We start from the raw sequence: 19,488 nt of genomic DNA on the forward strand, positions 1-19,488 counted from the left end.
CTGCTTTTTATGTACTTAAAAAAAGTGTTCATTTCACATACTCTGTCTAAAGTTTTTTTTTCCAATTCAATCTGGAACGTTGCAGTCGTACTTTTTATATTTTTAATTCTTCCGGAGAAATCATTTTCGCAGGAGACAAAACAAGACAGCGTTAAGAGACCAAAAATTGGTTTGGTTTTAAGCGGCGGGGGCGCAAAGGGATTTGCACATATTGGGGTTTTAAAGGTTTTGGAAGAAGCCGGCATCAAAATAGATTATATTGGAGGAACCAGCATGGGATCTGTAATTGGCGGACTTTATGCCACTGGTTATAATGCATCACAAATTGATTCTATTTTCAAGAAAACGAATTTTGACGAATTGATCAACGATTATATTCCACGTTCTTCTAAAAATTTTTACGGCAAAAAAAATGACGAATTATATGCCATTACTTTGCCTTTCAGTAATTTCAAAATTGGAATTCCGGAAGCACTTTCAAAAGGAATGTACAATTACAATCTATTAAGCAGCTTGACCAGAAATGTACGCCATGTTCGCGATTTCAATAAATTGCCAACTCCATTTTTGTGTATTGGAACAAATATTGAAACTGGTGAAGAAGTGTTACTTAACAAAGGTAATCTGGTGCAGGCTATGATGGCGAGTGCCGCCTTTCCTTCTTTATTTACACCGGTCGAAATTGACGGAAAACTTTTGGTCGATGGTGGTGTAGCAAACAATTATCCGATTCAGGAAGTACGTAATCTAGGTGCCGACATCATTATTGGCGTTGATGTACAAGATGATTTACAGACAAGAAAAGGACTGAAAAATGCAACCCGAATTTTAGTTCAGATAACCAATCTGCAGTCGATTGAGAAAATGAAAACCAAAAGAAAAGAAACCGATATTTACATAAAACCGGATATTCGTGATTTTGGCGTAATTTCATTTGATCGTGGCGAAGAAATCATCAGAAAAGGAGAAGAAGCAACTTTTGCTGTTTACGAAAAAATCAAAACATTAGTAACGGAAGAAACTTTTTATAAAAAACCAAAACTTAAAGTCAGCAGTGATACTTTAGAAATAGAAAAAATTAATGTCGACAAACTAGATAATTATACCAAAGAATATATTAACGGGAAACTACGTTTCAAACCCGGAAGCACCATCACATACGATGATTTAAAAACCGGAATGAACAATTTGGACGCCACTCAAAACTTTAGCACAATTTCATATTGCCTACAACCGGGAGATAAAAACGGTGACAATTTGGATCTCGTTTTGAAAGAAAACCCAACCCAAACGTATCTAAAGCTTGGCTTACATTACGATGGGCTTTACAAAAGTGCCATCTTATTAAATCTAACGCACAAAAAAACATTCCTAAAAAATGACGTTACTTCCTTAGATATTATTTTAGGGGATAATTTCAGATATGATTTTAATTATTATATCGAAAACGGATTTAATATCAGTTTTGGATTTCGTTCAAGATTAAATCAATTTAATCGAAATGTCACAACAAGCATAAGCCGACTCGAAGCTCCAAATCCAGATGTTAACCTTATTAATGTTGACTTTTTAGATCTCACCAATCAGGCTTATTTTCAAACTATTTTTGTTCAGAAATTTTTGATGGGCGGTGGTTTAGAATATAAATATTTAAAAATCAATTCACCAACATTGGCAAATGAAGGAAACATTATTGACAAAAGTAATTACATGAGTGTTTTTGGATACTTAAAATACGACTCTTTTGACAAAAAAACTTTTCCACGTTCTGGTTTATATTTCTCCAGCGACATACAAACTTATTTGGCTTCTTCAGATTACACCAATACTTTTAAACCATTTTCTATGGCAAAAGCCGAAATTGCATTTGCTAAAACATTATTTAGAAGAGCAACTGTAAAAATTGGTACCGATGCCGGATTTAATATAGGAAGCGATAGTGTTCCTTACTTCGATTATATTTTAGGAGGATATGGTTATAGCAAAATCAATAATTTCAACTATTTCTATGGTTATGATTTTCTGAGCATTGCTGGTAACAGCTATATAAAAACAGATATTACACTGGATTACGAACTTTTCAAGAAAAACCACGTCAACTTTTCTGCCAATTTTGCCAATCTGGGTGACGATATTTTCACAACAGTTGACTGGATCTCTATGCCGAAATATTCTGGTTACGCTTTTGGTTATGGTTTAGAAACTATTATTGGCCCAATTGAAATCAAACAATCGTGGTCGCCAGAAATGTCCAAAAGCTATACATGGTTTAGCATCGGCTTCTTATTTTAAGAATTGAATCAGGAATTGTTCAATAAATTTGAGGTATTTTTTTGTTATCAAAAAATTATACCAAAAAAATCAAAATAATTAGTGTTATAAATAATATAATTTATAATTTTACTCAGCAAAAATTACGACATTTGTTATAATGAAAACAAAATGGACAGGTTTATTAGAGTATCTTCAATTCCTCATCAAGAGAAATCCTGAATGAAGTTATCGAATTGAGATAATTAGTCAATACTAAAATTGAGCTGATTGTCTGTTCACACAATTCAAAATTTTCGAATTATCTAATTAATTTAAAAATTATCTAATTGAAAAGCCATGCCATTATATCATAAACTTGGAGATTTTCCTCAAAAAAGACACACCCAATTCGAAAAACCAAACGGAGGTTTTTATTACGAACAATTGTTTGGAACCGAGGGTTTTCATGGACATTCGTCATTGTCTTACCATGTACACCGACCAACGCAGGTTAAAGAAATTTTAAATTCTTATTCGGTTGAGCCAAAAATTGCAATCGGAAAAAACATAAAATCATTACTTTTTAAAGGTTTTGAATTAAAACCAGAAAACGACTTTTTGGACAGCCGAAAAGCCATGTTAGTCAACAAAGACTGTATCATTGGTTTGGCAGCTCCAAAAAAATCGCTTCGAAATTATTTCTACAAAAATGCCGATGCCGATGAAATGCTTTTCATCCACAAAGGAAAAGGAAAATTAAGAACCATGTTGGGAAATATTCCGTTTGAATATGGTGATTATTTAATCATTCCGCGTGGCATTATTTATCAAATTGATTTTGAAACAGAAGACAATAGATTATTTTATGTAGAATCGTATTCTCCATTTTATACTCCAAAACGATATAAAAACCAATCAGGTCAGCATTTAGAACATTCACCATTTTGCGAGCGTGATTTTATTTTGCCAAATGAATTGGAAACACATGACGAAAAAGGTGATTTTTTAATTAAAATCAAAAAAGAAGGCATGCTTCACGAAGTGGTTTATGCTACGCATCCTTTTGACGTTGTTGGTTGGGACGGATATAATTTCCCATACGGATTTTCAATTCACAATTTCGAACCTATAACGGGACGTGTTCACCAACCGCCTCCGGTACATCAAACTTTTGAAACGGCAACTTTTGTCGTTTGTTCCTTCTGCCCAAGACTTTACGATTATCATCCAAAAGCCATTCCGGCGCCCTACAACCACAGCAATATAGATTCTGATGAAGTTCTATATTATGTTGATGGTGATTTTATGAGCCGTAATAATATTGAGCAAGGTCATATCACTTTACATCCAAAAGGAATTCCGCACGGTCCGGCGCCAGGCGCAATGGAACGTAGTATTGGTCACAAAGAAACTCAGGAATTAGCCGTTATGGTTGATACTTTCAGACCATTAATGGTAACGGAAGAAGCTATGGGATTGGATGACGGTCAATACTATAAATCCTGGACGGAATAATTAGTCAATGTGCCAATTTGATAATTAGTCAATTAGAGAATGTGGCAATTAGAAATGAGAAAATTAAATAATTTATTTGTAATTTTAAACCTACAAAAAAATTATCTCATTATCAAATTTCCTAATTATCTAATTAAAAAATTACTTTTAACGAGAAATATAAAGACAACGCTCTTTTAATTAAAACATTCAATTTTGCCCTAAATATAATTGATTATACAACCGAACTTCAAGATCAAAAGAAATTCGTAATTGCAAATCAGTTATTAAAAAGCGGAACATCAATTGGAGCAAATTCAAAAGAATCGCAAAACGCAGAAAGTAAAGCCGATTTTATTCATAAATTAAAAATTGCAATTAAAGAAGCAGACGAATCAGAATATTGGTTGTTTTTATGTGATGCACACAAAGAATATCCACATTGCAAATATTTATTAAATGAATTATCAGAAATTTTAAAAATTTTAAATAAAATAATATCAACATCTAAGAGGAATTAGAAAATTAGAAAATGTGTCAATTAGAAAATTAATGCATTTCAAGAATTATCTCATTTTCTCATTATCAAATTATCTAATTATGAAACAAGTAAAATCAGTAGAATACGGATTAGAAAAAATATTTGAAGGAGCACAAGATTTCCTTCCATTATTGGGAACAGATTATGTAGAATTCTATGTTGGAAATGCAAAACAATCTGCACATTATTATAAAACCGCTTTTGGTTATCAGTCATTAGCTTATGCCGGATTAGAAACTGGAGTAAAAGATAGAGCATCGTATGTTTTGAAACAAGACAAAATCAGAATTGTTTTGACTACGCCTTTAACAGCTGATTCTCCAATCAACGAACATTTGAAAAAACATGGCGATGGAGTAAAAGTTGCGGCACTTTGGGTTGAAGATGCTACAAAATCTTACGAAGAAACAATGAAACGTGGCGCGCGTTCTTTTATGGAGCCAACTGTTGAAGAAGATGAGTTTGGTCAAGTTATCCGTTCTGGAATTTACACTTACGGAGAAACTGTTCACATTTTTGTAGAAAGAAAAAACTATAACGGGGTTTTCTTGCCAGGTTATAAAGAATGGAAATCAGACTATAATCCAGAACCAACCGGATTAAAATATATTGATCACATGGTTGGAAATGTGGGTTGGAATGAAATGAATACTTGGGTGAAATTTTACGAAGACGTAATGGGATTTGTAAATTTCCTTTCTTTTGATGACAAACAAATTACTACAGAATATTCTGCATTGATGAGTAAAGTAATGTCAAACGGAAACGGAAGAATAAAATTCCCAATCAACGAACCAGCCGAAGGAAAGAAAAAATCGCAGATTGAAGAATATTTAGATTTTTATGGCGGCCCTGGAATTCAGCACATTGCAATCGCAACAGATGATATTATTAAAACTGTATCACAATTGAGAGCGCGTGGTGTTGAATTTTTATCAGCTCCCCCACATACATATTACCAAGCAATTCCTGAAAGATTGGGCGTTCATATGGATATGATGAAAGAAGATATTAATGAAATAGAAAAATTAGCAATCATGGTCGATGCCGATGAAGATGGCTATTTATTACAAATATTCACAAAACCAGTTCAGGACCGTCCGACGCTTTTCTTTGAAATTATCCAAAGAATGGGAGCAAAAGGGTTCGGTGCAGGTAACTTTAAAGCCCTTTTTGAGTCGATTGAAAGAGAACAAGAATTGAGAGGAACATTATAAAAACGCTGATTTTTTACATTATGCAGAAAAATTCTCTGTAAAACGTTGATTTTTATGCAAATGTTATGTTAAACTTGCCTTTTGCTATTTCTTTTTTGAACTTTCTATCTATCTTTGCACTCGCAAAACAAAAGGGGTGGTTTCCTTTTGGATTGATATAAATTTCATAATTTATAGTTTTTTGGTTAGTTAATAGCATAAAAACTCAGTCATTACTTGACTGAGTTTTTTTGTTTTGGTACATTTGGAATAGAATTTGCAATTATCCTCATAAATATTTGTAAAACAGTACTATGAAAAAATTAATCCTCACTATATTCATCCTCACAGCCTTTAGTTTTGATTCACAAAAAGAAGACGCTTTCGATACAGGAGAGTTTTTTAAATTCAGAATTCACTACGGAATTATAAACGCAGGATATGCTACACTCGAAATCAAAGATGCAACAATAAATAACAAAAAAGTTTTCCATGCGGTGGGTAAAGGTTACACAACTGGTATGTCTAAATTTTTCTTTAAAGTCGAAGATTTATACGAAAGCTATTTTGACAGAGAAACCGGAAGTCCCTATCGTTATGTGAGAAAAATTGATGAAGGCGGTTATACCAAAAATCAGGAAGGCTTTTTTAATCAGGCAGAAAACAGAGTTTTGGTTAAAGATTACAAACGAAAATCTGAAAAGACCATTGTAACTACTGATAATGTACAAGATATTGTTTCTTCATTTTACTACTTAAGAAATCATCCAAATATTGATAAATTAAAATCAGGAGAAGCCATTACAATTGACATGTTTTTTGATGATGAAATCACAAAATTTAAGTTAAAATATATAGGCCGTCAAGATATTACAACTAAATTTGGCACCGTTTCTACGATGGTTTTTAGGCCATCAGTACAGAAAGGAAGAGTTTTTAAAGAAGAAGAAAGCTTAACACTCTGGATTACAGACGACAACAATAAAGTTCCTATCAGAATTAAAGCGGATCTTGCCGTGGGATCACTCAAAGCAGATCTTGATGAATATAAAGGATTAAAAAATCCATTTAAAGCAAAAAAATAATGAACCTTACTGATCATTCAGAATCAATTTTAAAAGAAATTGATCAAAAATTCCAAGCTATAAATCAAAAAACTGATGTTCAGTTAGAAGGATTGCTTTGGTCCAAACCTATTACATATTGGGATTATATTCAAACAGACGCCCTTTTAAATTTACAAATACAACGCACCACACTTCCTGACGAAATGGTTTTCATTATGTACCATCAAGTCAACGAATTAATCTTTAAAATGATTTTGTGGGAAATTGATCAAATTGCTGAAACAGAAAATATTCAGGTTGATTTTTTCAGCGAAAGACTTTCAAGAATCACACGTTATTTTGACATGCTTACCAATTCGTTCAGTATTATGGAAAACGGGATGGATGTCGATCAATACATGAAATTCAGAAATACACTTACTCCAGCAAGTGGTTTCCAAAGTGCACAATATAGAATGATCGAATTTGCATCGACTGATGTTATCAATTTAACAGACAGAAGATACAAAGCAAATTTTGATGAAAATACAGATTTAGAAACCAGTTTCGAACACTTGTATTGGCAAGCAGCTGGAAAAGATTATCAAACAGGAGAAAAATCATACTTGCTTAACGAGTTTGAGAAAAAATACAAAGAACAGTTTTTAAGGCAAATGTCATCGTTCAAAACGAAAAATATTTGGCAAAAATTCACACAACTTCCTATTGAAGATCAACAAAATACAGAACTAATTGCCGCAATGCGCCATTATGACAAAACGGTAAATATTACCTGGGTAATGCAGCATCTTAATACTGCCAGAAAATATATTTTAGAAAGCGGAAAAGGCAACGGAGAAGCGACCGGGGGGAGTGACTGGCAAAAATATATGCATCCAAAATACCAAAGACGCATCTTTTTTCCTAAATTGTGGACCGAAGAAGAATTGTCCAATTGGGGAAATGAATAAACTACTTTAGTTTCCCAAAAAAAAATTAAAAAGTTTGAAAAAAGCAGTCGTAATTTTAATAGTCTTGTTTTCTGTTTTCTCCTGTAATAAAAAAGAGGAAATAGTTGAAAACAAAATTACCAAACCAAAAACCAAGAAAATAGAATTCGGGTTTAATTACGCAGACTATAATGTTGTTAATGATACCATTTCAAAAGGAGATTCTTTTGGATCAATACTTCAGAGTCAAAATATTGGCGATATCAAAGTTCATGATATTGTCGAGCAGGTTAAAGATTCTTTCAACGTAAGAAGCATTCGTTACGGCAAACCCTTTACATTGCTTCGTTCAAAAAACAAAACCAACAATCTTCAGGTTTTTATTTATCAGCCAGATGCACTAACGTATTATGTTATTGATGTAAGAGACAGTATTGCAAAAGCTTATAAAAAAATAAAACCAGTAACCTTAAAAAGAAAAATTATTGGCGGCGTTTTAAAAAGTTCTCTTTCAGAAACTTTAGGAAATGAAAGTGTCGAAACAGCACTTGCAAGCAGAATTACAAAAGTATTTTCATGGTCAATTGACTTCTTCAAACTTAAAAAAGGTGATCGTTACGGATTAATTTTCACTGAAAGATTTATCAACGGAAAAACCTATGACGGCGTTGAAGAACTTGAAGCAGCATTTTTTGAATATAAAGGAAAAATCGTTTATGCTTTTCCTTTTGAAAAAGATACGCTTTCAGGAAAAGTGGAATATTACGACGACCAAGGAAGAACACTTAAAAATTTCTTCCTAAAAACTCCAATCAAGTTCAGCCGAATTACTTCGAGATTTACAATGAATAGATTTCATCCTGTGCAACATACCTGGAAAGCGCACAAAGGAACAGACTATGCAGCTCCAACAGGAACACCAATTTCTACGACTGCATCTGGAGTTGTTGAAGCAACTGGCTATACCGCAGGAAACGGGAACTTTGTAAAAGTAAAACACAACGGAACCTACTCTACTCAATATTTGCATATGTCCAAAATTTTGGTTCGCCGCGGACAGCGCGTTACACAAGGACAAACTATTGGATTAGTAGGAAGTACTGGTTTAGCCTCAGGACCACACGTTTGTTATCGTTTCTGGAAAAACGGCGTTCAGGTTGATGCGCTTCGTTTGAATTTACCAACCGGAGAATCCCTGACAGGAAATGACAAAACCCGTTTTGCAAAACAAATCGAACCTTTGAAAAGAGAATTGGATAGTATTGGAAATTTATAAAATTCAAAATTGACTCTTAAAATAGAAAAACATGAAAAACGCTCGGCTTAAGGCGATTTACAAGGAAACTTTTTCAGGTTTAAAATTATTTTACAGAGACACCAATCTCTCTGAAAACTTAATTTCAAATTATAAAGTCGGACAGATAATTCAGGAAAGAGGATTTACCGATATGACTTGTCTTGGCGGTGGTCTTTCTGGAAATTTCAGGTATTTGATTGCTAGTGCACATCCGAAAGATTTATCAAAATTTAATCCTGATTCGGCAAAAATTGGTCACTTTCTTTTGGACACAATTGCTTATTTTAAAATTTTGGATATTTATAAAATTGGAGATAAAACTCAAGTTTTCTTATTAAACATTCCCGACAATTCTTTGACACTTTTCAAAAATTCATCTTCAAATCTGGAAGAAGAAATTATAGAAAAAGCGAGAAAAAAATTCACTTCTAAAATTGATTCCGAATTGATTCCAGAATTACAAACAGAAGATTGGAAAGAAAGAACCAAATCCCCAATTGGAATGAGTGATAATGGTGAATTCTTTTTTGATGATTCTAAAATTAAAATGGAATCGCCAAAAAGAATTGAAATTGACATAGAAAAGAAAACCATCGAAGTAAACAAAAAGCCTTGGTGGAAAGTTTGGTAACAGATTAAACTTTTAAGAATAAAATAAAAAACATTAAAAACCCTCCCCAAATAATGACAGAAAATTTTATCGCTTTTAAGAGTTTCCCAACACGCATCCAAGCCAAAGAACTTGAAATATTATTAAACAGAAATAATATTAAATCTGTTTTAGCAGATAATATTGCTCCAGTTGATATTACTTTTTCAGGAAGTACTTTACAAAATCAATACGAAATAAAAATTGACCCAGCTGATTTTGCAAAAGCCGAAGCTATTTTGGAAAAAGACACTGAAAGCATTCTAAATGAAGTTGACAAAGATCATTACCTTTTAAGTTTTTCAGATGAAGAATTATATGATGTTCTTTTAAAATCGGACGAATGGAATGTTTTTGATTACAAATTGGCTCAAAAACTCTTAATCGAGCGAGGCAAAAATATCGATTCAGAAGTGCTTGCTTCCTTAAAAAAAGAACGTTTACAAATTTTAGCAAAACCAGAAGAGCCTCAAAAGTCATGGATTATCATTGGTTATATATTTTCTGTTTTAGGCGGTTTCCTTGGAATTATTATTGGATACCTTCTTTGGACTTCTAAAAAAACATTATCGAACGGCGAACGTATTTATTCTTATAATGAGAACGATCGAAAGCACGGAAAAACTATTTTTATTATTGGAACGATAATTTTTCCTTTAGCACTTTTAGTCAAAATTATCATGGCAGCTAAATCTTAAAAACTGATTATTTTCAAACCGCATTCATAAAACGTTTTCGTAACTAATTGTTATATAATCGTGAACCGTTAAGCTTTTAAAAGTTATTTCAGTATTTTTGTGTTTCTAAAAAAACAAACCACATAATAAAATACAAATGGCTTTAAACACAACAAACCCAACTGGGACTGAGGCGTGGAAAAATCTGCAAAACCACTATAACGCAATTCACGAAACTACGATACAAGAATTATTTCAGCAGGATAATGCGCGTGCTGAAAAATTCAACTTACAATGGAATGACTTTTTAGTAGATTATTCTAAAAACAATATCAGTCAGGAAACTATTACTCTTTTATTAGAATTGGCAAATTCTATTGGATTAAAAAATGCAATTGCTGATTATTTTGAAGGAGAATTAATCAACAAAACTGAAAATCGCGCTGTTTTACACACAGCTTTGCGCGCTCCGGAATCGGCAGTAATTAATGTTGACGGAGAAAATGTAATTCCGGAAGTTTATGAAGTAAAAAATAAAATCAAAAATTTCACAAACGAAGTAATTTCGGGAGAAAGAAAAGGTTTTACAGGGAAAGCTTTTACTGATATCGTGAATATCGGAATTGGAGGTTCAGATCTTGGACCAGTTATGGCGGTTGAAGCTTTACAATTCTACAAAAATCATTTGAATTTACATTTCGTTTCTAATGTTGACGGTGACCACGTAAATGAAATAATAAAAAAGTTAAATCCGGAAACTACATTATTTTTAATTGTTTCAAAAACTTTTACCACTCAGGAAACACTTTCAAATTCGGAAACTATTAAAGAATGGTTTTTGAAATCGGCTTCACAAGAAGATATTGCAAAACATTTCGTCGCAGTTTCTACAAATATTCAAAAAGTAACAGAATTCGGAATTAATCCAGACAACGTTTTCCCAATGTGGGACTGGGTTGGAGGAAGATTTTCTCTTTGGAGTGCAGTTGGTTTAAGTATTGCTTTGGCAATTGGTTTTGATAATTACAACCAATTATTAGTTGGAGCTCATGATATGGATAACCATTTCAAATCGGCAGAATTTGACGAAAACATTCCAGTAATTTTAGCTTTATTAAGTATTTGGTACAATAATTTTTATGGCGCCGAAAGTGAAGCTTTGATTCCGTACACACAATATTTATCAAAATTGGCTCCATATTTACAACAAGCAACAATGGAAAGCAACGGAAAAAGTGTTGGTCGTGATGGAAAACCTGTAAATTATCAAACTGGAACCATTATCTGGGGAGAACCGGGAACAAACTCACAACATGCATTTTTCCAATTAATTCACCAAGGAACAAAGAGAATCCCAACTGATTTTATTGGATTTGTAAAACCACTTTACGGAAATGAAGACCATCATGACAAATTAATGTCAAACTTTTTTGCTCAGACAGAAGCTTTAATGAATGGAAAAACTCCTGCACAAGTTCAAACCGAATTTGACAAACAAGGACTTTCTGCAGAAAAAGCTTCTTACTTATTGCCTTTCAAAGTATTTACGGGAAACAAACCAACGAACACAATTTTGATTGAAAAGTTAACACCAAAAAGTTTAGGTTCGTTAATTGCATTATATGAACACAAAATTTTCGTTCAGGGAATTATCTGGAACATTTTCAGTTTTGATCAATGGGGAGTTGAATTAGGAAAACAATTGGCAAATTCAATTCTGGATGAAATAAATTCTAAAACTGTTAAGAGTCACGACAGCTCGACAACATTTTTACTAAATCACTTTTTGAAGAATAAGTAAATCAAAAAAATTACAACCAACTGAAACGCCTTAATTTACTTAAAATTAAGGCGTTTTTTCATACAAAACACAGTGCTACAACCTCTAAAAGAGGGTTATTTGAAAGTTTACAGCTACAGTGCTGTTGAAATTATTATCATTTTAACAAAATACGGTAGATAAAATTTACAAAAACATTATTTAATTTAATGATAAAAGAAAAAATCATTTTAATGCGCAACAGAAAACGCAAAACTAACTTTTCTTAACATTTTGATAACATTATCTGATTTTAATGTTATAATTTTGCCAAAAACAATAAACTAAATAACAAATGAAGAAAATGAAAAATTGGTTACTTACTGGACTATTTTTTATGATAGTTTCAACCGTATTTTCTCAAGGAAAAGTTACTGGTACAATTACCGACGCAACGGGCGGTTCACTACCAGGAGCAAACGTAGCGATCAAAGGATCATCTACAGCTACTTCAACAGATTTTGATGGTAAATTTACCATTACTTCAACAACGGGTTCAGGAGAGATTGTTGTCTCTTTCATCGGTTATGACAACAAAACTGTAAAATTTACAGTATCAAATGGCTCAACTACAAACTTAGGCGAGATTGTTTTAGCATCTAATTCAAACGAATTAAGCGAAATTGTAGTAAAAAGTACAGTAATTGACGTTGCTAAAGACAGAAAAACTCCGGTTGCTGTATCTACAATTAAAGCAGCTGAAATTCAGCAAAAACTTGGAACTCAAGAGTTTCCTGAAATCTTAAAAAACACTCCTTCAGTTTATGCTACTAAAGCAGGTGGTGGTTTTGGAGATTCTAGAATCAACATTCGTGGTTTCAACCAAAACAACATTGCGGTTATGATCAACGGTATGCCAGTTAACGACATGGAAAATGGTTCTGTTTACTGGAGTAACTGGGCTGGTTTATCAGATGTTGCATCTGTAATCCAAGTTCAAAGAGGTTTAGGAGCTTCTAAACTTGCTACACCTTCTGTAGGTGGTACAATCAACGTGATCACAAGAACTTCTGACAGAAAAGAAGGTGGATCTTTCTCTTCTGGATTTGGAAACGCTAGAAACTTCAAAATTCAGGGTTCATACAGTACAGGAAAATTAAGCAACGGACTTTCAGCTTCTGTATTGTTATCTCAAACAATGGGAGATGGATATGTTCAAGGAACTCAATTTGAAGGATCAAACTATTTTGTTGCTTTAGGATATACAACTAAAAACGACAAACACGATATTCAGTTAACAGTAACTGGTGCTCCACAATGGCACAATCAAAGATCTACTGCATCTACTATTGCAACTTACCAACAATATGGAACTAAAGAAGATCCAAACACAAGATACAATGCGGATACAGGATATTTAAATGGTGAAGAATACAACATCAGAAAAAATTACTACCACAAGCCAATTGCATCTCTTAACTGGGATTTCAACATTAACGAAACTACAAAACTTTCAACTGTATTGTACGCTTCTTGGGGACGTGGTGCTGGAGCTAGTGCAACTGGAGGTATCAAAGGAAAAGCATACAATGACGTATTGGCTTTCAGAAGACCTGACGGTTTAATCGATTACGATAAAATTTACGCTTATAACTCAGGAAAAACTGTTACAATTGGAGGTCTTACTGGTCCTCAGACAAGAACACAAATTGGTGGAGTTTACCAAAATAGTGCTTATTTCAGTGGATCTAATGCTGATTACAACGCAGCTACATCTACAAATACATCAGGTATTACTCAAACTTCATCTATCAACTCTCATGACTGGTATGGTGCTGTAATCAACTTAAACAAAAAACTATCTAATACTTTAACTTTAGATTTCGGTTTTGACGGAAGAACTTATAAAGGATACCACTATACAGTTGTAAATGATCTATTAGGTGGTGGAGAATATTTTGATAACACTATCGCAGATTTAAAACCAAACGGAAGACACCTTACAACTACTTACCCAACAAGTGTTCAATGGAATCCTTTCCAAGACAAAAACTATGAAAAAATTGCTTTCAATAGTACAGGTAACGTAAAATGGTACGGTTTGTTTACTCAATTAGAGTACTCTAAAGATAACTTAAGTGCCTTTATTCAAGGAGCTGTTTCTCAACAAGGATACAAAAGAGAAGATGATTTCGTATATAAATCTGGAGATCCATTAAGATCTACTCCATACGAAAATGTATTAGGTGGAAACGTAAAAGGAGGAGCTAACTACAACATTAACGAAAAACATAATGTATTCGCTAATGCAGGTTATTACTCAAAGCAACCTTTCTTTAACTCAGTTTACCCTAACAACAGATCTACAGTTAACCCTAACTTAACTAACGAGAAAATCTTAGGATTTGAGGCAGGTTACGGATTCCGTTCTAAATATTTTACTGCAAACGTTAACCTTTACAACACAAACTGGGATGACAGATACTTAAGAGGTAACGCTCTTCCAGCTAATGCTGTTCCTGGTCTTCCTGCAAACACAACTTATACTGAGTATGTAGGTCTTAACGAGGTTCACTCAGGAGTTGAATTCGAAGGTAGTTCAAACATTACTGATAAATTAAGAATTACAGGTATGTTCTCTTACGGAATCTGGGAGTACAAAGGAAATGCTACTGTAAACGCTTACTATACAGCTGACAACACTCCAGTTGCTGGATATACTGCAACTCAAATCTACATGGATGGAGTAAAAGTTGGTGATGCAGCTCAAATGACAGCATCTTTAGGAGCTTCATACGAAGTTTTAACAAGATTCTTTTTAGATGCTAACTTCAACTACAATGACAATTTATATGCTGGAATCAACCCAATTAACTTTACTTCTCCAACAAACAAAGGCTCTTTACAATTACCTGCTTACGGTTTAGTTGATGCTGGTTGGTCATACAAAATGTTAGTTGGTCAAAACAAAGATAAATCTGTAAACTTCAGATTAAACATCAACAACGTATTTGACAGAACGTATATTGCTGAGTCAAGAACAAACATTTTCGCTGATGACAATGTAAGCTCAACAAATCCAGCTTTAGGAACTTACGCTTCAAACAACAGATTGTACAAAGGAGTAGCTGATGCTAACCAAGTATTCTTCGGATTCGGAAGAACTTGGAACTTCTCACTACGTTACGATTTCTAAAATTTAGAATCTTAATAAATAATAAAACGGCATTGACTTTTAGTTTAATGCCGTTTTTTTTATGGCCTTTTTTTCTATATTTGTTTAAAACAAAAAATATAATTTATGGATCATTTTTTAAAAGAACTTCACTCGGGCTGGGCTTACTTAGCATTATTGCTTCTTTTAGTTGCTGTCGTGAATGCGCTAATTGGCCTCAATTCTAAAAAAGAATTTACTGCCAAAGACCGCAAAATTTCGTTATTTGCCTTAATTGGAACTCACACACAATTATTGATTGGTCTTATTCTTTACTTTGTATCTCCTTTAGGGAAAGCAGCTTTCGGGCAAATGTCGAATGCTGAACTTAGACTTACATCACTTGAACATCCTCTTATCAATATTATAGCGATCATCCTGATTACTATCGGATGGTCTAAACATAAAAAACTTATCAATAGCGAAGCAAAGTTTAAGACGTTTGCTATTTTTTATGGTTTAGGTTTATTGCTTATTTTAAGCAGAATTCCATGGAACCTTTGGTTCTAATAAAAAAGTCCTAAATTTGTAGGACTTTTTTTATAATGGCATATTATTTGTACAAACTCCCCAAGTCTGAAAAAAATAACCCATGAGAAATAAGAAAAAGTATATACTCACAATGCTTACGGCAGCTTTTATAAGTTGTTTTACCTACGTTATAAGCCAAACCAAGCCAGTAATTGAGCCAAAGGCTCAAGACACCCTGACAAAACCAAATTTAATTCCACTGCCAACAGATTCCGTTTTTACGGACAAAGGATTAAAATTGAAAACCTACAAAAAAAACGCTCATGCCTCCTACTATGCAGATCGTTTTAATGGCAAAAAAACTGCTGATGGAAGTCGCTTCAGCAATAGTAAATACACCGCTGCACACAAAAAACTTCCTTTTGGAACCCGCGTTAAAGTGACCAATGAAGCAAATGGAAAGTTTGTAATTGTAAAAATAACCGATCGTGGTCCTTTTGTAAAAACCCGTGAAATAGATCTTTCAAAAAGAGCATTTATGGAGATTACAAAAAGTAAAGGTGCCGGCGCTATGAAAGTAACAATTGAAACTATTATAGAATAAATAAAAAATCCTGCTTAATGCAGGATTTTTTCGTTTAAACAAATTTTCTAATACTCCACACAATTCCGGTGTGAATGCCTTCGTGATAATTATTAAAATTCAAAGCATCTTCAACATTGCGTAATGTAAATCCCATGCTTGTTAAATATTCATTGTAACTAACAAAAACATTTTCTTCAAAATCTTTTTCCGTTTGTGTTAAAGTAGCTGAAAGCAAATTCCTGATTTCATCAACTTCGGCTTGCGAAACATCACCTTCAGGTTTTGTGCCTTTTTTATATTTAGCAATAAATTCTTCCGAAACCAATGTTGGCAAACCGGATAATTTATAAACCAAAACTTGCTGTGATGACACACAATGTGCAATGTTCCAAATCAAATTGTTACTAAATCCTTCCGGAATTTTATTCAATTGCTCTAATGAATGATTGTCTAAAACCTTCAAAAGATTTTCTCTAATGGTTTTGTGTACTTCAAAAACTGAGTCCATAATTATATTTTTTTCTAAAAATAATCAATTTTAAGTTTCAAATGGATTTTCTTTGCATTCTAACAAAATTCACAAAAAATGAACAAAATATATTACCTCGCCTCTTGCGATACTTGCCGCAAAATCATCAAAAGTTTGCCTGAAAATAATCTGGTTTTTCAAGACATCAGACAAAATCCGATTACGGAAACGGAACTTGAAGAAATGTACAAACTTTCGGGAAGCTATGAAGCTTTATTTAGCAAGAAAGCACAATTATATAAATCAATGGATTTAAAAAACAAAAATCTGACAGAAGCTGATTTTAAAAAATACATTCTAGAACATTACACTTTTTTAAGTCGTCCGGTTTTTATAATTGATGGCAAAATTTACATTGGCAACAGCCAAAAAAATGTTGCTGAAGTTATCAAAGCATTATCGTAAGAAAAATAAAAACCTTCCTGTACGAAACTGATTAACAATTTAGAACACAAAGCAGCAAACTTTTATTTATCTTTGCGCCTTTATACTCAATTATATGATACATTCTATGACAGGGTTTGGCAAAGCTTCTTTGCAATTGCCTACAAAAAAAATTACGGTTGAAGTAAAATCTCTAAACAGCAAAGGTTTAGATTTAAATGTGCGAATGCCATCGGTTTACCGCGAAATGGAATTAGGTTTAAGAACTTTGATTTCGACGAAACTTGAAAGAGGTAAAATAGATTTCGGTATTTATATTGAAAGCACAGCTGAACAGACTTCAACTAAAGTAAATGTTCCTGTTGTAAAAAATTATATTGCGCAATTGCAAGAAGTTTATCCTGATGCCGACGTTACTGAATTAATGAAAATGGCTGTTCGTATGCCGGATACATTAAAAACAGAACGTGAAGAAATTGATGAAAATGACTGGGATCAAATTCAGGTTACAATTGACGAAGCAATCCAGAACATTTTAAGTTTTAGAAAAGACGAAGGAGCATCTCTTGAAAAAGAATTTAACTTACGAATTGGAAATATTCGTCAATATATGGATGACGCTTTAGCACTTGATCCGGAACGTGTACAAGCTATCAAAGACCGTCTACAAACTGCGATTTCAGAATTACAAGTAAATGTCGATGAAAATCGTTTTGAGCAGGAATTAATCTATTATCTAGAGAAACTAGATATTACTGAAGAAAAAGTGCGTTTAACGAATCATTTGGACTATTTCCTGGAAACTTTAAACGGAACTGAAGCAAACGGCCGTAAACTTGGTTTCATTACTCAGGAAATGGGACGTGAAATCAATACGATGGGTTCAAAATCAAATCATGCACAAATGCAAAAATTGGTTGTAATGATGAAAGATGAACTGGAGAAGATTAAGGAGCAGGTATTGAACGTCTTGTAAATACTACAGAATATTAAAGCTTAAAGCATATGCTTAAAGCCTAAAGCATACACAATGAACAAAGGAAAATTAATTGTTTTTTCAGCGCCATCAGGATCAGGAAAAACAACTATAGTAAAACATTTACTAGGGAAAGAAGATTTAAACTTAGAATTTTCAATCTCAGCGGCTTCACGCGACCCACGCGGAGAAGAAGAACACGGAAAAGATTATTATTTTATTTCGCTGGAACAATTCAAAAAACACATTAAAGCGGAAGAATTCCTAGAATGGGAAGAAGTTTACCGAGATAATTTTTACGGGACTTTGAAAGCCGAAATTGAAAGAATCTGGGCTTTAGGAAAAAATGTAATTTTTGATATTGATGTTGCCGGCGGTCTTCGAATCAAACATAAATTTCCGGAACAAACTTTAGCTGTTTTTGTAAAACCTCCAAGTGTAGACGAACTTAAACGCCGCTTAAAACAAAGATCAACAGAAAGTGATGACAAAATCAATATGCGAATTGCTAAAGCTTCTGTTGAATTAGCAACAGCGCCTCAATTTGATACTATCATCAAAAACTACGATTTAGATACTGCAAAAGAAGAAGCTTATCAATTAGTGAAGGCTTTCGTAAATAAATAATTTTATTCCGCAGAAATACACAAAGAAAAAACACAGAGATTCGCAAAAGTATTATTTTAAACTTTGCGAATCTTTGTGCTATCTTAGCGAATCTCTGTGAAACTATAAAAAATGAAAATAGGTCTATATTTCGGAACTTATAATCCTATACACGTTGGTCATTTGATTATTGCCAATCATATGGCAGAATATGCAGATTTAGATCAAATTTGGATGGTCGTTACACCGCATAATCCACTAAAGAAGAAAGCAACTTTATTAGACGACCAACAACGCTTGCAAATGGTTTTTCTGGCAACGGAAGATTACCCGAAGATAAAACCATCGGATATTGAGTTTAAATTACCTCAGCCGAGTTATACCGTAATCACGCTCGCTCATTTACAGGAAAAATATCCAAATCATGAGTTTTCATTAATTATGGGTGAAGACAATCTGAAAACGTTTCATAAATGGAGAAATTATGAAGTGATTCTTGAAAATCATGATATTTATGTGTATCCAAGAATTTCAGATGAACCTGAAAATACGGAATTAAAATCACATCCCAAAATTCATGTAATTGACGCACCTATCGTAGAAATTTCTTCGACTTTTATTAGAAATAATATTAAAGAAGGGAAAAATATTCAGCCTCTACTTCCTCCGAAGGTTTGGGAGTATATTGACCATAATAATTTTTATAAGAAGTAGACGAATAGATTATACCCAATATTGTCATTTCGACGAAGGAGAAATCTTCGTTAGAAACTCTACAAAGATTGGCGATTTACAGGTTGGAGTTATTTGCGAAGATTTCTCCTTCGTCGAAATGACAAATAAAACGTAAAACGTATTAC

At 33.2% G+C, this 19,488-nt stretch carries 18 protein-coding genes; 17 read left to right on the forward strand and 1 reads right to left on the reverse strand.

What is annotated here, in order from left to right; genetic code table 11:
• The first annotated feature begins 9 nt into the window (after window positions 1-9).
• The 13 genes from ACWA1B_RS01175 to ACWA1B_RS01235 all read left to right on the forward strand — a co-directional run bounded on the left by ACWA1B_RS01175 (window position 10) and on the right by ACWA1B_RS01235 (window position 16,151).
• Window positions 10-2,292 (forward strand): patatin-like phospholipase family protein, encoded by a 2,283-nt coding sequence (locus ACWA1B_RS01175; RefSeq protein WP_456904012.1) that lies wholly within the window; start codon window positions 10-12, stop codon window positions 2,290-2,292.
• A gap of 318 nt (window positions 2,293-2,610) precedes the next feature.
• Window positions 2,611-3,768: a homogentisate 1,2-dioxygenase gene (locus ACWA1B_RS01180; RefSeq protein WP_456904013.1), complete on the forward strand. Its 1,158-nt coding sequence runs from the start codon at window positions 2,611-2,613 to the stop codon at window positions 3,766-3,768.
• Between the two features lie 179 nt (window positions 3,769-3,947).
• Entirely contained in the window at window positions 3,948-4,268 is a 321-nt protein-coding gene (locus ACWA1B_RS01185; RefSeq protein ID WP_456904846.1) for a four helix bundle protein, read from the forward strand.
• A 76-nt stretch (window positions 4,269-4,344) separates the two neighbouring features.
• On the forward strand, window positions 4,345-5,505 hold the full coding sequence (hppD, locus tag ACWA1B_RS01190) for a 4-hydroxyphenylpyruvate dioxygenase (RefSeq protein ID WP_456904848.1): 1,161 nt from the start codon (window positions 4,345-4,347) through the stop codon (window positions 5,503-5,505).
• Between the two features lie 293 nt (window positions 5,506-5,798).
• The gene (locus ACWA1B_RS01195; RefSeq protein ID WP_456904014.1) at window positions 5,799-6,569 is read left to right on the forward strand and encodes a DUF3108 domain-containing protein; all 771 of its coding nucleotides are present in this window, start codon (window positions 5,799-5,801) and stop codon (window positions 6,567-6,569) included.
• A complete protein-coding gene (locus tag ACWA1B_RS01200; RefSeq protein WP_142451494.1) occupies window positions 6,569-7,501 on the forward strand; it encodes a tryptophan 2,3-dioxygenase family protein in 933 nt (310 codons plus the stop codon). Before ACWA1B_RS01195 ends, ACWA1B_RS01200 begins: the two co-directional genes overlap by 1 nt.
• A gap of 34 nt (window positions 7,502-7,535) precedes the next feature.
• Window positions 7,536-8,756 carry a peptidoglycan DD-metalloendopeptidase family protein gene (locus tag ACWA1B_RS01205; RefSeq protein WP_456904016.1) on the forward strand — a complete coding sequence of 407 codons (1,221 nt, stop codon included), beginning with the start codon at window positions 7,536-7,538 and terminating at the stop codon, window positions 8,754-8,756.
• A gap of 31 nt (window positions 8,757-8,787) precedes the next feature.
• Window positions 8,788-9,408, forward strand: a complete 621-nt coding sequence (locus ACWA1B_RS01210; RefSeq protein ID WP_456904018.1) for a hypothetical protein — start codon at window positions 8,788-8,790, stop codon at window positions 9,406-9,408.
• 53 nt (window positions 9,409-9,461) lie between these two features.
• Window positions 9,462-10,124, forward strand: coding sequence for a hypothetical protein (locus tag ACWA1B_RS01215; protein WP_456904019.1), 663 nt, complete (start codon window positions 9,462-9,464; stop codon window positions 10,122-10,124).
• A 136-nt stretch (window positions 10,125-10,260) separates the two neighbouring features.
• Window positions 10,261-11,904 (forward strand): glucose-6-phosphate isomerase, encoded by a 1,644-nt coding sequence (gene pgi / locus ACWA1B_RS01220; protein WP_456904021.1) that lies wholly within the window; start codon window positions 10,261-10,263, stop codon window positions 11,902-11,904.
• 313 nt (window positions 11,905-12,217) lie between these two features.
• The gene (locus tag ACWA1B_RS01225) at window positions 12,218-15,058 is read left to right on the forward strand and encodes a TonB-dependent receptor (RefSeq protein WP_456904023.1); all 2,841 of its coding nucleotides are present in this window, start codon (window positions 12,218-12,220) and stop codon (window positions 15,056-15,058) included.
• 105 nt (window positions 15,059-15,163) lie between these two features.
• Window positions 15,164-15,586 (forward strand): hypothetical protein, encoded by a 423-nt coding sequence (locus tag ACWA1B_RS01230; protein WP_035653017.1) that lies wholly within the window; start codon window positions 15,164-15,166, stop codon window positions 15,584-15,586.
• An 82-nt stretch (window positions 15,587-15,668) separates the two neighbouring features.
• On the forward strand, window positions 15,669-16,151 hold the full coding sequence (locus ACWA1B_RS01235; RefSeq protein WP_456904025.1) for a septal ring lytic transglycosylase RlpA family protein: 483 nt from the start codon (window positions 15,669-15,671) through the stop codon (window positions 16,149-16,151).
• A gap of 34 nt (window positions 16,152-16,185) precedes the next feature.
• On the opposite strand, the gene ACWA1B_RS01240 is transcribed toward ACWA1B_RS01235, so the two are convergent.
• A complete protein-coding gene (locus tag ACWA1B_RS01240) occupies window positions 16,186-16,641 on the reverse strand; it encodes a DinB family protein (protein ID WP_456904026.1) in 456 nt (151 codons plus the stop codon).
• A 78-nt stretch (window positions 16,642-16,719) separates the two neighbouring features.
• On the opposite strand from ACWA1B_RS01240, the gene ACWA1B_RS01245 reads away from it, so the two are divergent.
• From ACWA1B_RS01245 to nadD, 4 genes are all read left to right on the forward strand, one after another.
• Complete coding sequence (locus ACWA1B_RS01245) at window positions 16,720-17,067, forward strand: arsenate reductase family protein (protein WP_343538169.1); 348 nt, start codon at window positions 16,720-16,722, stop codon at window positions 17,065-17,067.
• A gap of 94 nt (window positions 17,068-17,161) precedes the next feature.
• The gene (locus ACWA1B_RS01250; RefSeq protein ID WP_456904028.1) at window positions 17,162-18,022 is read left to right on the forward strand and encodes a YicC/YloC family endoribonuclease; all 861 of its coding nucleotides are present in this window, start codon (window positions 17,162-17,164) and stop codon (window positions 18,020-18,022) included.
• A gap of 54 nt (window positions 18,023-18,076) precedes the next feature.
• Window positions 18,077-18,649, forward strand: coding sequence for a guanylate kinase (gene gmk, locus ACWA1B_RS01255; RefSeq protein ID WP_035652996.1), 573 nt, complete (start codon window positions 18,077-18,079; stop codon window positions 18,647-18,649).
• Window positions 18,650-18,760: 111 nt separating this feature from the next.
• On the forward strand, window positions 18,761-19,342 hold the full coding sequence (gene nadD / locus ACWA1B_RS01260; protein ID WP_456904030.1) for a nicotinate (nicotinamide) nucleotide adenylyltransferase: 582 nt from the start codon (window positions 18,761-18,763) through the stop codon (window positions 19,340-19,342).
• The last annotated feature ends 146 nt before the right edge of the window (window positions 19,343-19,488 follow it).

The organism is Flavobacterium xizangense (genome assembly GCF_054075145.1).